The 20434-nt window shown below is 59.8% G+C and carries 20 protein-coding genes; 6 read left to right on the top strand and 14 right to left on the bottom strand.

What is annotated here, in order from left to right; genetic code table 11:
• The first annotated feature begins 2 nt into the window (after nt 1-2).
• The 3 genes from K3728_14325 to K3728_14335 are packed head-to-tail and all read left to right on the top strand — an operon-like array spanning nt 3 to nt 2511.
• Nucleotides 3-794, top strand: a complete 792-nt coding sequence (locus K3728_14325) for a TatD family hydrolase (protein UWQ94859.1) — start codon at nt 3-5, stop codon at nt 792-794.
• Nucleotides 787-1584 (top strand): MBL fold metallo-hydrolase, encoded by a 798-nt coding sequence (locus K3728_14330; GenBank protein UWQ94860.1) that lies wholly within the window; start codon nt 787-789, stop codon nt 1582-1584. The genes K3728_14325 and K3728_14330 overlap by 8 nt, the downstream gene beginning before the upstream one ends.
• Entirely contained in the window at nt 1585-2511 is a 927-nt protein-coding gene (locus K3728_14335; protein ID UWQ94861.1) for an AEC family transporter, read from the top strand.
• Nucleotides 2512-2637: 126 nt separating this feature from the next.
• Here K3728_14335 and K3728_14340 read toward each other — a convergent pair whose 3' ends face one another.
• The 5 genes from K3728_14340 to K3728_14360 form a co-directional block, all read right to left on the bottom strand.
• Nucleotides 2638-3651 (bottom strand): ABC transporter permease, encoded by a 1014-nt coding sequence (locus K3728_14340; GenBank protein UWQ94862.1) that lies wholly within the window; start codon nt 3649-3651, stop codon nt 2638-2640.
• Nucleotides 3652-3657: 6 nt separating this feature from the next.
• A complete protein-coding gene (locus tag K3728_14345) occupies nt 3658-5274 on the bottom strand; it encodes an ABC transporter permease (protein ID UWQ94863.1) in 1617 nt (538 codons plus the stop codon).
• Complete coding sequence (locus K3728_14350) at nt 5275-5562, bottom strand: DUF1330 domain-containing protein (GenBank protein UWQ94864.1); 288 nt, start codon at nt 5560-5562, stop codon at nt 5275-5277.
• A 130-nt stretch (nt 5563-5692) separates the two neighbouring features.
• Nucleotides 5693-6808: an extracellular solute-binding protein gene (locus K3728_14355; protein ID UWQ94865.1), complete on the bottom strand. Its 1116-nt coding sequence runs from the start codon at nt 6806-6808 to the stop codon at nt 5693-5695.
• 77 nt (nt 6809-6885) lie between these two features.
• Nucleotides 6886-7983, bottom strand: coding sequence for an ABC transporter ATP-binding protein (locus K3728_14360; GenBank protein UWQ94866.1), 1098 nt, complete (start codon nt 7981-7983; stop codon nt 6886-6888).
• A 314-nt stretch (nt 7984-8297) separates the two neighbouring features.
• Between K3728_14360 and K3728_14365 the strand changes: the two genes are divergently transcribed.
• Nucleotides 8298-10064 (top strand): ABC transporter ATP-binding protein/permease, encoded by a 1767-nt coding sequence (locus tag K3728_14365; GenBank protein ID UWQ94867.1) that lies wholly within the window; start codon nt 8298-8300, stop codon nt 10062-10064.
• On the opposite strand, the gene K3728_14370 is transcribed toward K3728_14365, so the two are convergent.
• Entirely contained in the window at nt 10061-10897 is an 837-nt protein-coding gene (locus K3728_14370) for a LysR family transcriptional regulator (GenBank protein UWQ94868.1), read from the bottom strand. The genes K3728_14365 and K3728_14370 overlap by 4 nt on opposite strands.
• A 141-nt stretch (nt 10898-11038) precedes the next feature.
• Between K3728_14370 and K3728_14375 the strand changes: the two genes are divergently transcribed.
• Nucleotides 11039-12247, top strand: a complete 1209-nt coding sequence (locus K3728_14375; GenBank protein ID UWQ94869.1) for an acyl-CoA dehydrogenase family protein — start codon at nt 11039-11041, stop codon at nt 12245-12247.
• Nucleotides 12248-12309: 62 nt separating this feature from the next.
• Nucleotides 12310-13353, top strand: coding sequence for an AI-2E family transporter (locus tag K3728_14380; GenBank protein UWQ94870.1), 1044 nt, complete (start codon nt 12310-12312; stop codon nt 13351-13353).
• Here K3728_14380 and K3728_14385 read toward each other — a convergent pair.
• From K3728_14385 to K3728_14420, 8 genes are all read right to left on the bottom strand, one after another.
• The gene (locus K3728_14385; protein UWQ94871.1) at nt 13350-14327 is read right to left on the bottom strand and encodes a YihY/virulence factor BrkB family protein; all 978 of its coding nucleotides are present in this window, start codon (nt 14325-14327) and stop codon (nt 13350-13352) included. The genes K3728_14380 and K3728_14385 overlap by 4 nt on opposite strands.
• Nucleotides 14328-14412: 85 nt before the next feature.
• A complete protein-coding gene (locus K3728_14390) occupies nt 14413-15279 on the bottom strand; it encodes a hypothetical protein (protein UWQ94872.1) in 867 nt (288 codons plus the stop codon).
• Nucleotides 15272-15676, bottom strand: coding sequence for a phage holin family protein (locus K3728_14395; protein UWQ94873.1), 405 nt, complete (start codon nt 15674-15676; stop codon nt 15272-15274). Before K3728_14395 ends, K3728_14390 begins: the two co-directional genes overlap by 8 nt.
• The gene (locus K3728_14400) at nt 15676-16152 is read right to left on the bottom strand and encodes a hypothetical protein (protein ID UWQ94874.1); all 477 of its coding nucleotides are present in this window, start codon (nt 16150-16152) and stop codon (nt 15676-15678) included. The genes K3728_14395 and K3728_14400 overlap by 1 nt, the downstream gene beginning before the upstream one ends.
• 228 nt (nt 16153-16380) lie before the next feature.
• Nucleotides 16381-17874: a hypothetical protein gene (locus K3728_14405; GenBank protein ID UWQ94875.1), complete on the bottom strand. Its 1494-nt coding sequence runs from the start codon at nt 17872-17874 to the stop codon at nt 16381-16383.
• Nucleotides 17875-17879: 5 nt separating this feature from the next.
• The gene (locus tag K3728_14410; GenBank protein ID UWQ94876.1) at nt 17880-19652 is read right to left on the bottom strand and encodes a sensor histidine kinase; all 1773 of its coding nucleotides are present in this window, start codon (nt 19650-19652) and stop codon (nt 17880-17882) included.
• Entirely contained in the window at nt 19649-20197 is a 549-nt protein-coding gene (locus tag K3728_14415) for an RNA polymerase sigma factor (protein UWQ94877.1), read from the bottom strand. The genes K3728_14410 and K3728_14415 overlap by 4 nt, the downstream gene beginning before the upstream one ends.
• A complete protein-coding gene (locus tag K3728_14420; GenBank protein ID UWQ94878.1) occupies nt 20187-20345 on the bottom strand; it encodes a transcriptional regulator in 159 nt (52 codons plus the stop codon). Before K3728_14420 ends, K3728_14415 begins: the two co-directional genes overlap by 11 nt.
• Between the last annotated feature and the right edge of the window lie 89 nt (nt 20346-20434).

Raw genomic sequence — 20434 nt, forward strand, 5'->3', positions numbered from 1 at the left:
CCATGACCAACCCCACGATCGTTGACAGCCATTGTCACCTTGATTTCGACAGCCTCTCGGAAGAGCTGCCCGAGGTAATTTCCCGCGCCTTGGATGCGGGTGTCACGCGTATGGTCACGATCTGCACACGGTTGAAAAACGCGGGCCAAGTGCAAGCCATCGCGGATAATTACGCCCCGGTTTTCTGGGCCGCAGGAACCCACCCGATGTCCGCCGCTGAAGAGCCAATGGCGACCCTCAACCAATTGGAAACGCTCGCAAAACACCCCAAGTTTGTGGGCATCGGCGAGACTGGGTTGGACTACCATTACACCGCCGACAGCATGGCTATTCAGCAAGACAGCCTGCGCCTGCATATTGAGGCTGCGCGGCGCACCACGCTGCCGCTTATCATCCATTCGCGTGACGCGGATGAGGACATGGCCCGCATTCTGTCCGAGGAATACGCCAACGGCGCGTTCACCTGCGTGATGCATTGCTTCAGCTCGTCGGCTGAACTGGCAAAGGCGGCACTGGATTTGGGCTTCTACCTGTCGATGTCGGGCATTACCGCTTTCCCCAAAAGCCAAGAGCTGCGCGATATATTCGCCGCCGCCCCGCTCGACCGTATTCTGGTGGAAACCGACAGTCCCTATCTTGCGCCGCCGCCCCATCGCGGCAAGCGGAATGAGCCCGCCTTCACTGCCCACACAGCGCGCAAGGCAGCCGAGACTTTCGGGCTGAGCTATGAGGAATTCGCGGCACAAACCACGGCCAATTTTGACCGCCTGTTCTGGAAGGCGTCCCATGGCTGAGTTGCGCATCACCATCCTTGGATGCGGTTCTTCCGGCGGCGTGCCGCGCCTTGGCGGAATATGGGGGGCCTGTGACCCGCAGAACCCCAAAAACACGCGGCGCAGATGTTCTTTGCTTGTTGAAAAAGAAGGGGAAAATGGCACGACGCGTGTGCTCATCGACACCTCTCCTGATATGCGGGGGCAGTTGTTGGATGCGGGCGTGGGGCATCTGGACGCCGTGCTATATACGCATTCCCACGCCGACCATGTGCATGGGCTCGACGACCTGAGGATGATCGTTTTCAACCGCGAAAGCCGCCTGCCCGTCTATGCCGATGGGGCCACATCCAACGACCTTTTAAGCCGTTTCGGCTATGCTTTCGCGCAGCCTGTGGGGTCGTCCTACCCGCCGATCTTGGAGCTTCACGCCATCACCGGGGATGTCACGATTGAGGGGGCGGGCGGGCCGCTGACCTTCACCCCGTTCGAGGTGGCCCACGGCAATATTGATGCCCTTGGCTTCCGGGTCGCCGATGTCGCCTATTTGCCCGATGTCTCGGACATCCCTAAGCCCGCTTGGACGGTGCTGGAGGGGCTGGACACCTGGATTGTGGACGCCCTGCGCTACAAACCGCATCCGAGCCATAGCCACCTGTCCAACACCTTGGAATGGATCGAGCGTGCCGCGCCGAAGAAGGCCGTACTCACCAACATGCACATCGACCTTGATTACGCCACCTTGGACGCTGAAACGCCCGACCATGTGACCCCGGCCTTTGATGGGCTGACCTTGACGTACAACGTTTAGATGAGTGTCCTATTCTCCATCGTCCTGCCCGTCTTTCTTCTGGTTGGCGCGGGCTATCTGGCTGTTTGGACTAAATTATTCAAGGACAGCGCCGCCGATGGGTTGATGGTCTTTACCCAGAAGTTTGCCCTTCCCTGCCTGTTATTCAGCGGCATCGCCTCGCTTGATTTGGGGGCCGAGTTGGATCTGTGGCTTCTGGCCGCCTATTTCGGCAGCGCGGCGGCCTGTTTTGCCCTTGGTATCCTTGGCGCGCGGCTGCTGTTTGGCCGACCCTGGACCGACTGTATCGCCATCGGCATGACCGCGATGTTTACCAATACCGTGCTGTTGGGCCTGCCTGTCACGGAACGCGCCTTTGGATCTGATGCCTTGGGGCCGAACTATGCAATCATCGCCTTCAACGCCGGGTTTTGCTACCTGATCGGCATCACCTCGATGGAGATCGCACGGGCCGAGACCAAGGGCTTTGCGCTGGTCAGAACCGTGGCGGATGCGATGTTCCACAACTCGCTGATGATCGGGATTTGCTGCGGCTTTGTGGTGAACCTGACGGGGCTGCCTATTCCCGCCGTGGTCCAGGACGCCCTTGACCTGATGATCCGCGCAGCGCTTCCGGCGGCGCTGTTCGGCCTTGGCGGCGTGCTTTACCGCTACAAACCCGAAGGCGACATGGCGCTGATTGCGATGCTGTGTGTATTGACCTTGGCCGTGCATCCCCTGCTGACATGGGCCATTGGCACCTATGGCGGGCTAAGCACGGGGCAGATGCGCAGTGCTGTGATTACCGCCGCCGTGGCACCGGGGATCAACACCTATATCTTTGCGGATATGTACGGCGTGGCGCGGCGGATTGTGGCCACCACGGTGTTGATCGGCACGGCGCTCACGGTTGTCGGCGCATCAGTTTGGCTGATGATATTGCCGTGACGCGGGCTTAGGCCGTCAGGGCCGCGCAGGCCTCGACCTTGCGCAAGGCGGGCCGCGACGTGGCGCGGTTCGGCTAGCAACCATAAGTTTGGGGCCAAACGATGACATCTGGCCCCGTAAGACGCCTTAGTGTGGGTCGATGCCGCGCAGCCGCTCGGACCGTTGCCGCAGAAGCTCCACCACCGTCAGCAACACGATCGAGATCGCCACAAGCACTGTCGCCGCGGCGAGGATTGTGGGGCTGATCTGTTCACGCAAGCCGGTGAACATCTGCCAAGGCAAGGTTTGCTGCCCGGCAGAGCCGACGAAGATCACCACAACCACTTCATCAAATGAGGTGATGAAAGCAAACAGACCGCCCGAGATGACGCCGGGCAAGATCAGGGGCATCTGGATGCGGAAGAACGTGGTGACTGGGTTCGCCCCAAGGTTCGCCGCCGCCCGTGTAAGGGATCGGTCAAAGCCCACAAGTGTGGCCGTTACGGTGATGATAACAAAGGGAATACCCAAAGCGGCATGGGCCAGCACAACGCCCATGAACGTGCCTTGCAGGCCGATGCGCGAATAGAAGAAGTACATCCCCGCCGCCGAAATAATCAGCGGCACAATCATCGGCGAGATCAAGATCGCCATGATCGCGCCTTTGAACGGGACGTGGCTTTGCGACAGGCCGATGGCCGCCAATGTGCCAAAGCCCACCGACAAGAGCGTGGCCACAGGCGCAATCCGCAGGGAATTGCGCATGGGGGTCATCCATTCCTCGCCCTCCAGGCCCGACAACTTGCCCACCACAAGGCCCAGAATGGCCAAGATCACGATGGGGAAATAGTTGGTGGAGCCCTTGAGGACCTTCAAGGCAACCGTCGCGGCAATGCCAAGGCCCAAGCCGATCAGCAGACCAAGCCAAGGGTAGCCGTCTTCGCCAAAGAACGCGCGGTAGTGGCGCAGGCTGTAGGCGTCAGCCTCGAACGCGAGCATGCCCGGCGTAAAGGTAAAGAAGTCCTCGGCGTTGAAGCTCAACGGGATGATGGTCAGGATCGGGGCGATCAGGAAAAAGAAGATCAATCCGCAGATCACCCGGAACCCATAGAACCAGATCTTTTGGCCAAACGTGGCATAGGGGGGAAGTTTCGTGTCCATGATGTGTTACCCTAGCTTCACGTTGTCGATGCCCACGATGCGATCGTAGACCCAGTAGAGAACCAGCACGAGCGCCAGCAGGAGAGAGCCGAGCGCGGCCGCGAGGCCCCAGTTTAGGCTGGATGAGATGTGATACGCGATCCGGTTAGAGATAAACGTCCCCGTCCGTCCGCCCACCAATTCCGGCGTGATATAGTAGCCAATGGCGAGGATGAAGACGAGGATACACCCCGCCCCGATGCCCGGAATGGACTGCGGGAAATACACGCGCCGGAAGGCGGTAAAGTTCGTCGCCCCCAGTGATTTCGCCGCTCGCACATAGCTTGGCGGAATAGTTTTCATCACCGAAAACAGCGGCAAGATCATGAACGGCAGCAGGATATGCGTCATCGCAATGATCGTGCCCAACTGGTTGTTAATCAACGCCAATCGGTTGTCGTCGGCAACAATACCGATCCAGACGAGGATATCGTTAATCACGCCTTGTTGTTGCAGCAGCACCTTCCAGGCCGAGGTCCGCACCAGCAAAGAGGTCCAGAACGGCAGCAACACAAGGATCAGCAACAGGTTCGAGGATTTGGATGGCAGGTTCGAGAGCAGATAAGCAATCGGATAGCCAAGCAGCACGCACATTAGCGTAATCATCCCCGACATGAAGATCGTGCGCTGGAACAACAGGATATAGACGCGTTGTTCCTCGGGCTGCGCCTCGATCCCGTCGGGGGTCAGGCGCAAGTCGATGGAGGTCAGGAAATAACCGGCGGTGTAGGGGTCCGAGAAGGCCTCGATCGTGGCCCAAACTTCGCGGTCGCCCCAATCGTCATTCACGTCGATCCATGCCTCGCTGGGGGACATGCCGGTGAAACCGTCCACGGCGGCATCCGCCTCGGCCAGCAGTTCGGCCATGGGGCCGTCGTAGCCAGATACGTCGGTGCGGCTCAAGTCACGGTAAAGGGCCATATAGACGGTGTTCCAAGGCTCCTCCGCCGTTGGGTTGTCGTCGTCTTCTTCTTGAACCGTCCGCGCAAAACTGCGGTAGGCGTCGGCGGTTTCCGGCAGCGCTTCGGTGGCGGAAACAGACAGGCGGAACGGCAGGCCCGTGCCTTCCGCGCCGGTGGCGTCCTCGACCCAATCGGGGGCCCCCAGAAGGGCGGCCCATGTGGCGGGCTCTTCCCAAAGCGCGTTCAGGTCGTGGAATTGGTCGGCGTAATCTTCGCCAATGTCATCCACGCCACGGCCCGACTGACGGAAGAGGGATGAAATCCCCGTCGACTCGTAGTTCAGCCGCGAGCCAAGGCGCGTATGGCGGCGACGCTCGGCCGCTTCCATGAAATCATAGGCCAGCGCGGCGTAAGTATCGTCATCGGGCAGACCTTCGGCATCCCAGTCTTCCAGCGCCATAACGGTGCGCGGCAAGGTTTCCGAGGTGATCTGGTTCTCGACCGAGCGGAACAACATATCAACGATGGGGGCGATGAAGGCGACCAGAATGAAGATCAGCAGCGGCGCGATCAGCATCAGCGCGCGCATCTTCTGGACCCGCAGGGCGCGCGCAAGGCTGCGCTTCAGGGGCGTGCCATCGGCGGCAAGGACGGGGCCGTCTTGGACGGTGGTATCAGACATTCAAACGCCCTCCACGACGAGGATCACGCTGTCGGCTGTGCGGCGGCGGATCTCTGCAACTTCTTGATATTCTGGGTCATTATAGGCAGCCATCGCAGCCTCGTAGCTGTCGAACTCAAAGACGACGTGACGTTGGAACGTTTCACCTTCCAGCACCTCGGCCTTGCCCCCCCGGACGATCGGACGCGCGCCGTGGCTCAGAAGGATCGGCGTGTCCCGCTCGATATATTCTTGGTAAGCCTCGGGGTCGTTCACCGTGATATGGCCGATGATGTAGCCTTTGGGCATTGGGAGCCGCCTTGTTTTTTGAAGGTCTGAGTCTTTCTGAAGGTGTGGGTGGGCCACAAGGGCAGCCCACCCGTAGACCGGGCCTTGGCCCGGGTATGATGCGGACCGGGCCGAGGCCCGGTCTACGACTTTACTGGGCCAGCCACGCCTGGAAGCGGGCGTCCATGTCGTCACGGTAATCTGCCCACCATTCGTAGTTGAACAGGAAGGTCCGTGTGGCGTTTGCCGGGTCGGTTGGCATGTGTGGCGCCATGTCGATGCCAAGCGTTGCGTGCTGACCTACCAGCGGAGCGGAGCTTGCGCGTGCCGGACCGTAGGAGATGTAAGCAGCTTGATCCGCCAGACGCTGTGTGTCGGTCGCGAAGCGAACGAAGTCGAGCGTACGGGCCAGACGGTCCTCAGGCAGACCTTCAGGAATGATCCAGCCGTCAAGATCGAACACCTGCGCGTCCCAAAGCATTGCAACGGGCTGGTCTTGCTCTTCAATCAGCGAGAACAGGCGGCCGTTGTAGGTGGAACCCATGACGATTTCGCCATCGGCCAAAAGCTGAGGCGTATCGGCACCAGCGGTCCACCAAACGGTGTTGTCCTGGATTGTGTCCAGCATGGCAAATGCTTGCGCGATACCTTCATCGGTTTCCAGAACGTCGTAGACGTCTTCCATCGCAACGCCGTCACAGATCAGGGCCCATTCAAGGTTGCCGATCGGGCGACGTTCCAGCGAACGCTGGCCGGGGAAGTTTTCGGTGTCGAAGATCGCGCAGATATCGGTTGGCGTGTTGCCGTTCCATTCTGCAACGTCCGTGCGGTAGCCGACGGTCGTGGAATACACGATCTGCGGAATGAAACAGTCGGAAACGATCAGGTCGCCGAAGTCGTCAGATGCGGACGAGCCGTCATCGCCTGGCGCCAGCATCTCGTCGTGGTCGATTTCCATCGCCAGACCTTCGTCGCAGAGGCGGATGGCGTCAGAGGCCACAACGTCCACGAGGTCCCAAGTGATGTTGCCGGCCTCGTTCATGGCACGCAGACGCGCCACAGCTTCACCGGAGCTTTCGTCCCAGATCACTTCAAGCCCCTCGTGCATCGCTACATAGGGATCGGAATAGGCGTTGATTTGGCTGGCTTGGTACGCACCGCCCCAGGACACGAGTGTCATGGAACCGGCCATGTGGCCGTCGGCCATAGCGCCGGTGGCGGCCATGCTGGCGCCAGTTGTCAGGAGCATAAGGCTCTTGAGGTTCATGTTGTCTCTCCTTGGTTGAACTTCTGTCGGGGTTTCCCCGAGCTATTGGCTAGCGCCTGCTTACACGGGCACCAGCATCACGCATCCAGCGCGCGGCAATCCTGTGGACGCCAGCCGATCTCGATACGTTCCCCCGGTTTCAGCCTGCGCTGATCGGGGGCATTTCGTGTTTTGATAATAAAGTCATCTACGCCCGCGACCCGAAGTCGGGTCCGATAGATGTCGCCCATATAAACGAATTCCAGCACCTCAGCCTTCAACGTATGGGCACCGGGCGTTAGACGACTTTCGTCCATTTCGACCCGCTCGGGCCGGATCGACACTTGGGTCTTCTCACCCACCGCCGACACGTTCACCGGCAGCGCGTCGATGATCGAGCCATCGGCCAGCGTCACTTCGCACATGTCGCCAGCCATTTTGCTAACCGTGCCTTGCAACGTGTTGTTTTCGCCAATGAACTGCGCCACGAAGCTGTTTTGTGGCTCTTCATACAGCTCATCCGGCGGGGCCAATTGCTGAATGCGGCCATCATCGAAGACGGCGACCCGGTCCGACATGGTCAGCGCTTCGGTCTGGTCATGGGTCACGTAAACCGTGGTGATCCCCAGCTCGTGCGCCAGATTGGTAATTTCAAACTGCAAAGTCTCGCGCAGTTGCTTGTCGAGCGCGCCCAGAGGCTCATCCATCAAGACCAGCTCTGGCTCAAACACCAAGGCACGGCTCAGCGCGATCCGCTGCTGCTGACCGCCCGAAAGCTGCGCCGGACGGCGATTGATGAAATCGCCCATCTGCACCATATCGAGCGCGCGCTTGATCTTGCCTTCGCGCTCGGACTTGCCCATGCCGCGCACTTCCAGCGGGAACGACAGGTTCTCGCCCACGGTCATGTGTGGGAACAGCGCATAGTTCTGGAAAACCATCCCAATACCGCGCTTGTGGGGCGGGATGTTGTTGATGGGCTTGCCGTCGAGGGTAATCTCGCCATGGGTGGCGGTCTCGAAGCCAGCTAGCATCATGAGGCACGTGGTCTTGCCGGACCCCGAGGGCCCAAGCATTGTCAGGAACTCGCCCCGACCGATGTGCAGGTTAAGGTCTTTGACGACAAGAACCTCGCCGTCATAGCTCTTTTGAACGCGATCGAACGATACGAACGCTTGCGATCCGTCTGAGGTCAAACCCCACTCCCTGTTGTTACGCTTTGGTGTCACCGGTCAATCGACCGAGCCCTAGCTTGTGTATACAGCCTAGACGCAGGCCGGGTTTGGTTTCAACCGGAAGCGCCTAGAATATCCGAACCAAGGGCGAATTTCCTGTCGTTTCCAATGAAATCCACCGAAGCGTCTGGAAAATTCGGCGTTTTCAGGCGAATCGGGCAGTTCTTGTGCTGACGCAGTACATCGCGTATCGCTTCGCCTACCCTCACGAGGGTGCCGAAGAGGAAAGCGACCGTGCCGCACATCTCCGCCAATCCTGCCGGGACCCCTGCCCCATGTCCGTGACGCCCCCAACCGATCCCTACACAACCGAACGCCCTCGCGACTTGATGCGCCGTTTGTGGCGCGACCATGTTGTGCAGTTCTGGCCGATCATCGCCCTTGCCGTCGTGTTGATGACCGTCGAAGGGGCGGCGATCGGGGCATTTGCGTGGTTGGTGCAGCCGCTGTTTGACGAGCTGTTCAGCGCCGGTTCCATGGGCGGCGTGACGTGGGTCGCCCTGACCGTGGGCGGGTTGTTTACCCTACGCGCCACCTCAGGCTTTTTTCAACGGGTGTTGATGGTAGGCGTTGGCCTGAAAGTCGTGACCCAACTGCAAACGCGGTTGATGACGCATTTCCTGACCCTCGACATGAGCTACTTTCAAGGCAATGCGCCCGGCGCGTTGATTGAAAGGGTACGTGGCGATACGGCGGCGCTGCAATCGCTGTCGTCGTCGGTTTTGGTGTCGTTGGGGCGCGATAGCGTGACGCTGATCTCCTTGCTGGCAGTGATGGTGTGGACCGATTGGCAATGGGCGCTTTACGCGCTGATCGGCCTGCCGGTCCTGATCCTGCCACTTCTGGCAGTGCAAGCCTTTATCCGCAGAACCGCCATCGCCGCGAGACAGGCCGCCGCCCGGCTATCGACCCGGCTGGATGAGATCTTTCACGGCATTCAGACAATCAAGCTGAACCGTCTGGAAACCAATGAAACCAACCGCTTCCGCGAAGAAGTGCGCCAGTTCCTGCGCCCCTCAATCAAGGCGGAGATCGGGGTTGCCGCCAACCCGGCGATGATCGACATCATTGCCGCCGCTGGTTTTGTTGCCGTGCTCTATTTCGGCGGCCGTGACATCGTCGCGGGCGAAAAGACGGTGGGCGAATTCATGTCGTTCTTCACCGCCTTAGGCCTTTTGTTTGAACCCCTGCGCCGCCTGTCGTCCATCGCCGGACAGGTGCAGGCCGCAGGCGCCTCTTTGGAGCGTATCTATGAGGTGTTCGAGACCGCGCCGACCATTCTGCCCCCTGCCAAGCCACGACCGTTGACCCACGGTGATATCATCTTTGACGATGTGCATTTGTCCTACGGCGACGCGCCAGTTCTGCGCGGCCTGAGCTTTACTGCCAAAGCGGGCGAGACGACGGCACTTGTGGGCGCATCGGGCGCGGGTAAGACCACCGTTTTCGCCGCCCTTACTCGCCTTTACGATCCGCAATCTGGCACGATCCAGATCGGCGATGTGGCGGTGACCGGCACAGATATCACAACCCTGCGCGACACGATCGCTGTAGTGGGGCAGGAAACCGCGCTGTTTGATGAAACCATCGCGGCCAACATCTTGATGGGCGATCAGGCGGCTTCAAAGGAGGCGGTAAAGGAGGCGGCGAAGAACGCCTCCGTCGATGTGTTTGCCAAGGACTTACCGCTGGGGTTGGACAGCCAAGTTGGCCCGCGCGGGTCATCTTTGTCGGGCGGCCAACGCCAGCGCGTTGCCATCGCGCGGGCAATGCTGAAAAGCGCGCCAGTCTTGTTGTTGGACGAGCCGACGTCGGCCCTTGATGCACAGTCGGAAAAGCTGGTGGGCAAGGCGTTGGACCGATTGGCGCAAGGGCGCACAACGCTGGTCATCGCGCACCGTTTGGCCACAATCCGCGCAGCCCACAAGATTGTAGTGATGGAGGCCGGACGCGTGATCGAAGAAGGCACCCACGACACGCTTTTGGCAAGGGGCGGCGCCTATTCCCGGCTGTACGAGATGCAGGTCAACGCCGCCGATTAACCTGCCCCAAACAGCGCCTGCAAAGCCCCCAACCTAGGCGCAAGGGCGCCTTCGCGCTGGACCGCCAGAACAAGCTTCCTTTCCAGATCATCGGGCGCGGCTAGGGTGCGGATTTCGGGCGTCAGGTATCGGGTCACGTCCGGCTCGGGGAGCAGGGTAAACCCTAACCCCTCAGTGACGCATTCCATTATCGCCTCCAAATCGTCCAACACGACCGAGGCTGCGTTTGGCGGGCGATCCTGCTCGCCCATGGCCCGCGCGATAAGCTTGCCGATCCCGGTGCCGGGCATGAAGTGAAAGAACCTGTGCTGCGCCATCAACCCCGCAAGCCCGCCGCCCAAAAGCCGCCGATGGGCGGCAAACACAAAGGGCTCTCGGCGCAGGAGCTGCGACAGGAGGCGGGGTGGAAAGGCGCCCGCGTCCGTCACCACTGCCGCATCAATTTGGCCATTCACGACCTTCTCTTGCAAGACCGCTGACAGGCCGGTTTCCACCTCGAACTGGGCTTGCGGGGCAAGGGTTTGGGCGCGCTTCAGGAAGTCGGGCAGCAGCCGCACAGCCGCCGTGGTGACGAAGCCCAGTTTGAAATGCCCGACAAGCGTATCGCTGGGGCGGCACAGCTCCACCAGTTGGTCTTCGTGCTGCAATATCGCGGTCGCCTGTTCCACAACCGATACGGCCAAGGGCGTCAATCGTGGCGGACGGTGGGTGCGGTCAAACAGGGCAACGCCCAACTCGGCCTCTAGCGCTTTCATCTGCATGGAAAGCGTTGAAAGCGTGATCCCCAACTGCCCCGCCGCCTGCGCGAAAGAACCTGCTTGAGAGATCTTCACTAGGGTTCTGAGCGATCGGGTTTGCAAGTAATTCAATCTTCCTGAATTTAAAATGAAATCTTATAGGATAGATATGAACTACACCCACTGTATGCTCTGACGCAATCACGGTTCCGTGATTATCCGCAAAGGAGCCTGCTCATGTCCCACCCCCTTGTCCAAACCGCCCGCGACCTGGCACCCGACTTTGCTGAACGCGCGGACCATTGGGACAAGACCCGCCGCTATTGCTGGCCCAATGTGGCCGAGCTTGCCGAGGCCGGGATCATGGGCATGACGATCCCAAAAGAACTAGGCGGCCAAGGGGCGAGTTTTCTGGACGTCGCTATGGTCGTTGAAGAGATCGCCAAGGTCTGCACCCTGACGGCCCGGATTGTGGTAGAGGCTAACATGGGCGGCATCAGCGCCGTCATGGCCTACGGCACCGATGCCCAGAAAGCGTTCTGCGCTCCGTATGTTCTGGCGGGCGACAAGCCTGCGATTTGCATCACCGAGCCAGAGGCCGGAAGTGGGGCAACGCAGATGCAGACCACCGCCCGCAAGCGCGGCGATACATATGTGCTGAACGGCTGCAAGCACTGGATCACCGGAGGCGGCGTGTCGAAACTCCACCTCGTTTTTGCGCAGGTCTTGGCCGAGGACGGCACCCCCCAAGGCATCGGCGGCTTCATTGTTTTCGCCGACAGCCAGAGCGGCGAGTTGCCCCAAGGCTTCACCGTTGTTGGGCGCGAGCACACCATGGGCCTGTGCGGCATGCCCGAAGCGGAACTGCGGTTCGAGGGGCTGGAGGTTCATGAGAAGTGGCTTCTGACACCGCCGTCGGGTCTGAAGCATGGCTTTGCCGACCTGATGACCGCGTATAATTCGCAGCGTGTCGGCGCGGGCACGATTGCGCTAGGTGTCGCATCCGGCGCGTTGGATCACGCTAAACGCTACTTGTTGGAACGCGAACAATTCGGCCGTCCCATCGCAGAGTTTCAAGGCCTACAATGGATGGTGGCGGACATGGACACGCAGGTCCATGCGGCCCGTCTGATGCTTCATGAAGCGGCCAAATCGGGTCAGGCCTTCCCTGACATGACGATGGCTGCACGCGCCAAATTGTTCGCCTCGGAAGTGGGCATAAAGGTGGTAAACGACGCGCTGCAAATGTTCGGTGCGCGCGGCTACAGTGACAAGGAACCGCTGCAGCGGATGTACCGCGACGTGCGGATGTTCACCATCGGCGGCGGCACCGCGCAAATCCTGCGCACGCAGGTTGCGGGGGCGGTGCTTGGGATTAAGACGCCACAAACCCGCGATGGATATGCTGCGCTTGCCCCCGCCACAGAGCGGATGGCGGCCGAATAGCATTTTGGTCAGGCGTTAATCGATCGGCGGGAACTTTTGGCCCTCCCCCGCGTTGAAGCGGTATGAAAACAATCGAATCTCCGGCACGCGCGTTGCCGATGGCCAACATCGTCCTTGTTGTTATTCTTCTTGGGCTGGTGCTTGACCAGGCGCAGAGCCTAATCGCGCCAGTGCTTGCCGCGATTGTCTTGGGCCTAGTCTTGGCCCCTTTCGTAGATTTTCTAGAACGGTTTCGCATCCCAAGCGCGGCAGCGGCCCTTTTGATTTTGGCGGCCTTCTTTGTGTTCGCCGGGGTGCTGTTTTTTGTGGTGGAGCCAACAATTACGCACGCCATTCGAAACGGGCCATTGATTTGGTCCGAGCTGCGGACCTTCGTCGAAGGGCTGCGAAGCGCCGTGGCCGACGTGCAGGAAATCCAAGACACCGTCAACGAGGCGCTGTCAGACGGGGCTGAGACGGCCCCCGACGCTGAAGCTGCCGCTGTGCCGATCCCCAACCTGCTTGGCGCATTATCATACGGCCCTGCCGTGCTGGGGGGGATCATGATCTTTGTCGGCACGCTCTATTTCTTCCTGACCACGCGCCGCGACGTTTATGCCCGCGTCTGCCGCTTCGTGCCGCGCTTGTCCGAGCCACTTCTGATCCGCGCAGAGGCCCGTGTCTCGCGGTACTTCCTTGCGATTTCAACAATTAACGCTGGGTTTGGCGTTGCCGTTATGCTGACGATGTCTGTGCTTGGAATGCCGCAGCCCATCATGTGGGGCTTCGCCGCATTCTTGTTGAACTTCGTGCTCTACCTTGGGCCAGGTCTCATTACCGTAGCCCTTCTTTTGGTCGGTATCGTGACCTTCGACGGGCCGATGGCCCTAGCCCCGGTGGCCGCATTCATCGGACTAAACGTGATTGAATCACAGTTTGTGACGCCCACGTTCGTGGGGCGCCATATGGCATTGAACCCCTTGATGGTGTTCCTGTCGCTGGTGTTTTGGCTCTGGCTCTGGGGGCCGATTGGCGGGCTGGTCGCCATTCCACTTGTGGTGTGGGTCCGCTTTGTGATGCTGGACGGGAAAGACGATACCGTCCCCACCCCCATCGACCCGGCTTAAGCCGGGTCGGTCTGTCCTGCATCGCAGCTATCGGCCTTCACCGCACCGCGCTGACCCATGGGGCGATCCGCACCAACGGTGCTGTCTTTCATCGTCTGCGCTTCCAGCTCTGCATCAATCGTAGCGCCCAGTAGGATGGAATAGGCGCTCAACCACAGCCACATGAGCAGGACGATCACGCCTGCAAGGGTGCCGAACGTCTCGTTATAGGTACCGAAGGCCTGCACATACCACGCAAAGCCGAATGTAGCGCTGACCCACATCAGAACCGCCAGAACGCTACCCGGCGCAATCCAGCGCCACTTGGGTTGACGGCGAGACGGGCCGTAGCGGTAGATCACGCTGAACGCGACCGACGCCATTGCGATCAACAGCGGCCACCGTAGCACCAACACCAGATTGGTCAGCGTTTCCGAACGGAACACGAGATCCACGCTAAGCGGCAAAACCGCCAAGGCCGCGATCGAGAATAGCCCCAGAAGGATTGAAAATACCGTCAGGCCGATGATCCGCAATTTCAGCGCTATGAAGCCTCGTTCCTCGTCTTCCGCGTACGCGACGTTAAGGCCAGAAATCAAGTTCGCCATGCCTTTGCTTGCAGAGTATATTGCCAGTCCCAGGGCGATCAGAGCGGCGATGCAAAGGCTCTCTCCGTCCGCGCGGGCCAGTTCCAGCATCTGGCCTTCCACGATCTCTCGGGCAGCTTCGGGCATAGCCGACAAATAAGCCTCGGCTTCCGCCACGATTTGCGAAGGGCTCACGACTAAGCCGCCCAAGGCGACCACAACAGCCAAGGCGGGGAAAAGTGCCAACATCCCGAAAAACGCGACGCCCGCGGCAATCAAGCTTAGCTGATCGCGCCCCTGGCGTTTTACCACGCGCATGGCGACATCCAGGTAGCCGCGAGCGGGAATCTGGGCCGGGTTTTGGGCGTTCTGACCGCGCATAGAGCTTGCTTGATCTGTTTGGGACATGACGTGTGGCCTTTTCATTAAAAGGACCCCCATCCCTTGATGGGATGGGGGCCGAATGGTCTGGTCATCTGGACTGAGGCATTGCTTAGGCCGCTTTGCCCACGCCCCCTTTGCCATCAGTCGCGAGCGATTCCTTCACGCGCTTTTGGCCTTCGGCGACGGCATCTTCGGCGGCAGCTTGCAGCTTGGCCTTCTCTTCTTGGAAAATCCGATCCGCCTCGTCGAACAGGCGGTCGCGATGAGCGCCAATCGTGCGGTCTTCGATCTGCGTGCGTGGCAACATCATTGCCAGCGCGGCTCCGGCGGCAAGGGCAAGTCCGCCCACAAGAAGCGGGTTGTCATGGGCCGTTTCACGGGCAGCACGGGCAGCGCGGGAGGCTTCAGCCTCGGCTCGGGCCTGCACGGAAATCGCAGCTTCGCGAGCCTTGCGAATACGCTCCTTAGCGCCGTCGGGCAGGCCATCGAGACCTTCTTCAATCCGGGCGCGAAGGCCTTCGGTCGTCTCGTACAGACGTTCCTTGGCATGGCTCAAGCGGGTTTGTTGAGTTGTATCGGTCATGGAGTACTCTCCTTCATCAGATTGTGCGGTTTGTGCCGCTCGCATCGCGCTGTCAGCGGCTTGAACGCGGGCGTCAAAACCCGCCATCGGCGGTCTGGGTTGGCGCAATCCGCCGACGGTTTCATTGCGCGAGGCGTCGTAGCCTATGCGCGGGCCGTTTTGGCGCGTAGCAGCCTTCACGGCCATCCACGCCAGTCCACCAGCGGTCAGGGCCAAGGGACCGGGGTTTTTCCGAGCGGTGCTCACGGCCCCCTCCCCCAGTCCGCCAAGAATGGCAGAGGCTTTGCCGACAAGTCGGTCTGGGGAAAATTGCGTTTCCAGCACCATGAGCTGCGCGCGCAGAACATCACGTTCAGCCTGCAACTCTGCTTCGATGCGCTTCATGCTAGGCATTGATCCGCTCCTTCATTAGGGCCACGTCCTGCTGGACGTTGGCGATGCTGCGATTAGGCATCAAGCGTTCAGGCTTCAGGTCGTGTATGCCTTTGACAGCAAGACAAATCGCCACAAACGCGATACCGCCGCCGACCGCCAAAGCGGCCCAATGGGGCGCCCAACCGAGTACAGCCACCAAAGCGGCAACACCCGCGCCGGCCAGCGCGATCAGCGCCACGAGCGCCAACAGAGCAGCGCCCACTATCAGCCCAATCGCCACCCCGGCCCGCGACAGGTTTTCCCCCACCTCGGCCTTGGCCAGCGCGGCCTCTTTGCGCAGAATCCGCCCGATTTGGCTGACGATATCCGTCAGAAGATGGGCAGACCCGCTAAGATCAGATTGCGGGGCTGGCATTAGGAGTACCCCCACCCTTGAGTGCTTTGCTCGGTCATCGCTTCACGGCCTGCTGGTACACCGGAGTAGTCCAGGTGGTCAGGATGCGTGACGGGCGCACCGGCGCGCTCGGACGCCTTCATGGCGCGGGCCGCAAGGAAGCCCAGGGCAGCGGCGCCACCAAAAAAGACCAGCGGATTGCGTCGGGCAAACTGCGTCATATCATGTTGAATATTGGACAGGTCCATGTCCCGTACGGCAGTGGCCGCGTGGGCAAGGTTGTCGCCCAAATACTTCACTGCGTCCGAGGCCAATGCGTTGTTCTCAAACGCTTCGCTTGCTTCGCGGAAGTTTTCGGCTTGCTCAGAAACACGTGCTGCCACGTCCTCTTTTGCCGCTTCCGCTTTCACGGTGGCATTTGCCTTTGCGGTCTTAGCGACGTCCTCGGCAGTTTCTTTAGCCGCCGTCGCGATGTCGGATTTTGTCGAACGTGTCATGGCGAACTCCTTTAATTTCTCTGCAACAAACTGCGCGGGCTTTTGGGGTGCGTATTAGGCAAATCCCCTCCATGCGGGTCCGGGATGGCCCTGACCTGCGACGCGTCTCATCTGTTTTGCATTGTCTGTATCTAGGTAACGGGGAGGACGCGGAAAGGTTCCAATACAGCCATAGAATTTCCGCGCTTTCCCATGGCTCGCGCCGAGCGCCGCTTGCCGGGGTCGCGCTTAAAGCATTTCGTCCGGGACGATCGGCACTGCAGAGGCAAGTTGCATCTGGTCACTATGATCGAAGGGCAACAAAAGATGGCGGCGGTCCTGCGGCGCGGCGGCGGCGTTTTCGGCCAAAAGGCTGTTGATCTGGGCCACCACGTCGGCGGGCTTGCCGAAAGGATCGGGTGCGTCGTCGCGGAGCCAATGGCGCAACGCGCGTGACCAAAGAGGCTGCACATGGGCGCGTTGGGTCAGATGCAATCCTGCCTCGGTATCCCAACGGAAGCTGCGGCCGTTCAGATTTGCTGACGACAAAATCGCTTCGTCCACCCCAAAGAGCGACAGTTTGGAGTGGACGTAGATCAAAGGGGCCCCGTGGATCACTGCCGCCTCGGGTACGTTAACGGCAGGGCGCGGTTGCGCAGGGGCGGCAAGCGCCAAACGGTCGCCAAACCCCTTGGCCAGTATTTTCAACGCCTTCAACTGCAATTGCGCGCCCTTTTGTGCGTCCTCTCCCTCGTTTCCTTCGAACGCCACGTCTTCAGGCGCGGCGGGCAGGATCAGGATGCAGGCAAGGTTTTCCTTGCGACGGGCCGCCTTGGCCAAGGCATTAGCCAAGGGTTTATGGCGAAAGAACTGCGTTTCCAGATAGATCAGCCCCTCGGCCCGCTCGATCGCAGCCAGATGCGCCGCTTCGATCTCCGAGATCACGGGCCGAGGCGCGATATGGGTGATGTCCTGACTTCGCTTGCACGAAAGCGTCCTTAAAAAGCCCGGCGCTTGTGGGGGCGCGTCCGCTTGCCCTGCGGTAACCTCGTGGAAACTGTCCAAATGCGCCCGTGCTGCGGCCACAACGGGCCCCCGCACGATCGCTTGAATGTCCTGCCACGTTTGTTCAGAGCTTTGGTTGTGCGACTTGGTATCGTAGCGGCGGTCGTTCAGGTCCAAACCGCCGATATAGAGCACCTCGTGATCCACAACCGCCAGTTTTTGGTGATGGGTCGCGGGATACAGGGGCAGGTCGTCGCTGGGACTGAGATCCTGCAAACCGGGTGTCAGGGGATCAGGGTCTTGCTCTTCCAGCTTTTCGACCACTTTTGACTTCAGGGCGCGACGCGGCAGAAATCCAACCCTTGCCGGGTGCATGGCAATTTTGAAGGTCAGGCAGCCATTGCCCGACAGCTCGTTCAACGCCGCAAGCTGCCGTGCAGCACGCCAAGAGCGTCTGTGGTCATCGGTTGCAACAATCGGGTCAAAGTCACTGATCGTGATGTCGACCGCCACGCCCTTGTTCAGAACATGCAGCAGCAAGTCGAACCACGTCTCTCCGATCTCCCGCGCCGCCTCGCTGCGAAGGGTCGTGGCCGGATCGAAGACACGGAAGCAGCAGGTGATATGCTCTGCCGCATTCAGGCAAAGCCTTTCAAACGCCGGGAAGGCTTCGCTTGCCGTGAAGAAGACCTCTAACTCACGGATCGGGTTAGGTGTGTTGGTTTCCTCTGATGCCATGACACTCACCCCGGCTGCGCCATGGTGGCGGTGGCGGAAGCGTCCGGCTTGGCTTGATCGGGGACCAAATCAAAAGCGGTGAACACCATCTTGAAGCAATAGCTTTCATTGCTTTCAATCACCTCCCATTCGCCACCGAGTTGCGACACGAATGCCTCGACCAGCCGGACACCAAGACCCGTGCCTTCCGCCGCGAGGTCATCTTGGATCGCGACGCCAGTGCTGTTTTCAACTGTAAGGGTCACTTTACGGTTCTCGCCCGCCACAAGGCGCACATCCAAGGTGGGTTGTCCGGCCTTCGGACGGCCAATGTATTTCACCGCGTTCGTCACCGTTTCATTGGCCAACAGCGCCAATGGCACGGCTTGGTCCGGGTCCAATTGCAACGGGTCCAAATGCAAAGACGTCCGAATACCCTTGCCCTGCGGCACGCCCACGTTGAACGCGGCCTGCACGACTTCTTCCAACAGCTTGTCGGCCCAAACGTGAACCATCGTGGTCCCCGTATAAAGCGCCTTGTGGATTGTAGAGAGGCTCATCACGCGGTCCTGCACTCGGCGCAACGCACGTTTGGAGGTGCTATCCGGGGCCGCGCGCATCTGCATGTTCAAGATCGAGGCGATCAACTGTAGGTTGTTCTTCACCCGGTGATGCACTTCGCGCAGCAACAGTTCTTTCTCTTCAAGGCTGGCTTCCAGCTCATCGCGATCAGCCTGCATCCTTTCAATCATCCGATTATACGTCGTCGCAATCTGGCGGAACTCATCAGGGGGATCATCTAGGTTGGCCACCCCGGCGCTCGGGTTTTCAAACGAGAACGCGGCCATGCGGCGGCGGATTTCCTTAAGGTGCCGCAAAACCAAACGGTTAAGGGCCAAAAAACCAACGCCAAACGCCATGGCCCACATCAGAATAGGAAAGAGCGGCGTTAAAGATCCGAAAACGGAGACAGAGTAGTTCTGTACCTCTCCGTTCCATAGGCCCAGAACATACACGCGATCTTCGATCAGCGGAACCAGAGCCGCCAAGCGCTGAGAGCCATCATCCGCCACCACGTTGAACGTCACACCACGAGAGTTTACCCCAAGGGCATCTGGCGCGATGCTGAGCGTTTCAAAAATTTCAATGTCAGTAATGCCCGTGCTGGCCGAAAGCACTTGGCCGGACTCGTCGATCAACGCCAGTTCGACGTCCTCAACCTCGGCCGCCAACAGAGTATCGGTCAGGCTGTGGGGGATGGCGACAGAAGCGGCGCCAAGCAAAGCCAATGTGGTGGGGTCAAAAGCGGGGGCGGTTGCTACGATGACCGACGGTCCGCCATCATCATCGTGAAGCTCCACGGTAATCATTGGGCGCGGACGCTCAATAAAATCCTGCCATTCAGCGCGGTTCGACAGGGCAACCCCTTCACGCCCATTGGCACAGGAAACATCGCCGGTGATCGACGTATACCCCGCGTAGACGTAGGCCTGCGACTGCGCGACAAAGCGTTCCATCGTTGCGGAACATGCCTCTTCGCTGATGCCGATAATCGTGGCCGCAGCCCCCAGTGCCGTCGCGGCCCCATGGGCGCGGCGCAGCAACGCCTGTTCAGCACTGGCCGCCTGCGCGGTGCGCGCAAGGATGTCGTGCTGTTCCAAAAAACGTGCGTCCTGCACCACTGCCGAGGTCTGAACCACGGCAATAATCCCAAGAGGTAGGATGGAAAGGCTCAGGAAAAGCGCCAGTCGCGCTCGTAGCGACGTGGCGCTTCGCCATAGACGCTTGAAGGTCGTCATGCTGCAGAGGGTCCAGACAGTACGGCCACGGTCGCGGCGTCCGTCAGCTCCAGTTCCTCATCGTCACGCAATTCAAGTAGTTCGGTCAAACGCTTCCGTGCCCGGTTCACACGGGATTTGATCGTGCCGACGGCGCAATCGCACATGTCTGCGGCTTCCTCGTAAGAAAACCCTTCTGCACCAACCAACAACAAAGATTCGCGCTGTTCATCGGGCAATTCTGCAAAGGCGACAGCAAAATCCTTCAGGGCCAGACGGCCATCATGGGCGGGCTTTTCAGACAGACGCTCTGCCATATCGCCGTCGATATCCTCGACCTCGCGCTTTTGCTTGCGGTGGGCGGAGTAGAAGGTGTTGCGCAAAATGGTGAACAACCAAGCACGCATGTTGGTGCCCGCTTCGAATTTGTCGATGTTCGACCACGCCTTCACGACGGTGTCTTGCACCAGGTCATCGGCTGAGGACGGATTTCGTGTCAACGATCGCGCAAACGCACGCATCGAAGGCAAATGTTCAACGATCTCGTCACGCGGATCAGTTCCCATCTTTGCCAACTCCTTCTTTTGCCTTGAGTTGAGCAATTAGGTCCATGAAGCGATCGGGCAATTCATCCTTCATCGCGTCGTCGTAGACGCGCTTTAAATTTTCGTCGATCTGCCGATCCACGCTGGATTTCTTGGTATCTGAGGCCATGTTTCACCGGTAAGAAAATAAATGTCGTCTAGGTGGGAACCTTTAACGCTGCAAAAGGTTCCCAATTAAATGTCCACGAGGAGAAAAAA

The organism is Rhodobacteraceae bacterium M385, from assembly GCA_025141835.1.
Taxonomy (GTDB): domain Bacteria; phylum Pseudomonadota; class Alphaproteobacteria; order Rhodobacterales; family Rhodobacteraceae; genus Gymnodinialimonas.

Bases quoted from the DNA above. Each gene is read 5' to 3' on its own strand.
- K3728_14325 (UWQ94859.1), top strand. From the start codon at position 3: ATGACCAACCCCACGATCGTTGACAGCCATTGTCACCTTGATTTCGAC.
- K3728_14330 (UWQ94860.1), top strand. From the start codon at position 787: ATGGCTGAGTTGCGCATCACCATCCTTGGATGCGGTTCTTCCGGCGGC.
- K3728_14335 (UWQ94861.1), top strand. From the start codon at position 1,585: ATGAGTGTCCTATTCTCCATCGTCCTGCCCGTCTTTCTTCTGGTTGGC.
- K3728_14340 (UWQ94862.1), bottom strand. From the start codon at position 3,651: ATGGACACGAAACTTCCCCCCTATGCCACGTTTGGCCAAAAGATCTGG.
- K3728_14345 (UWQ94863.1), bottom strand. From the start codon at position 5,274: ATGTCTGATACCACCGTCCAAGACGGCCCCGTCCTTGCCGCCGATGGC.
- K3728_14350 (UWQ94864.1), bottom strand. From the start codon at position 5,562: ATGCCCAAAGGCTACATCATCGGCCATATCACGGTGAACGACCCCGAG.
- K3728_14355 (UWQ94865.1), bottom strand. From the start codon at position 6,808: ATGAACCTCAAGAGCCTTATGCTCCTGACAACTGGCGCCAGCATGGCC.
- K3728_14365 (UWQ94867.1), top strand. From the start codon at position 8,298: ATGTCCGTGACGCCCCCAACCGATCCCTACACAACCGAACGCCCTCGC.
- K3728_14375 (UWQ94869.1), top strand. From the start codon at position 11,039: ATGTCCCACCCCCTTGTCCAAACCGCCCGCGACCTGGCACCCGACTTT.
- K3728_14380 (UWQ94870.1), top strand. From the start codon at position 12,310: ATGAAAACAATCGAATCTCCGGCACGCGCGTTGCCGATGGCCAACATC.
- K3728_14385 (UWQ94871.1), bottom strand. From the start codon at position 14,327: ATGTCCCAAACAGATCAAGCAAGCTCTATGCGCGGTCAGAACGCCCAA.
- K3728_14390 (UWQ94872.1), bottom strand. From the start codon at position 15,279: ATGCCTAGCATGAAGCGCATCGAAGCAGAGTTGCAGGCTGAACGTGAT.
- K3728_14395 (UWQ94873.1), bottom strand. From the start codon at position 15,676: ATGCCAGCCCCGCAATCTGATCTTAGCGGGTCTGCCCATCTTCTGACG.
- K3728_14400 (UWQ94874.1), bottom strand. From the start codon at position 16,152: ATGACACGTTCGACAAAATCCGACATCGCGACGGCGGCTAAAGAAACT.
- K3728_14405 (UWQ94875.1), bottom strand. From the start codon at position 17,874: ATGGCATCAGAGGAAACCAACACACCTAACCCGATCCGTGAGTTAGAG.
- K3728_14410 (UWQ94876.1), bottom strand. From the start codon at position 19,652: ATGACGACCTTCAAGCGTCTATGGCGAAGCGCCACGTCGCTACGAGCG.
- K3728_14415 (UWQ94877.1), bottom strand. From the start codon at position 20,197: ATGGGAACTGATCCGCGTGACGAGATCGTTGAACATTTGCCTTCGATG.
- K3728_14420 (UWQ94878.1), bottom strand. From the start codon at position 20,345: ATGGCCTCAGATACCAAGAAATCCAGCGTGGATCGGCAGATCGACGAA.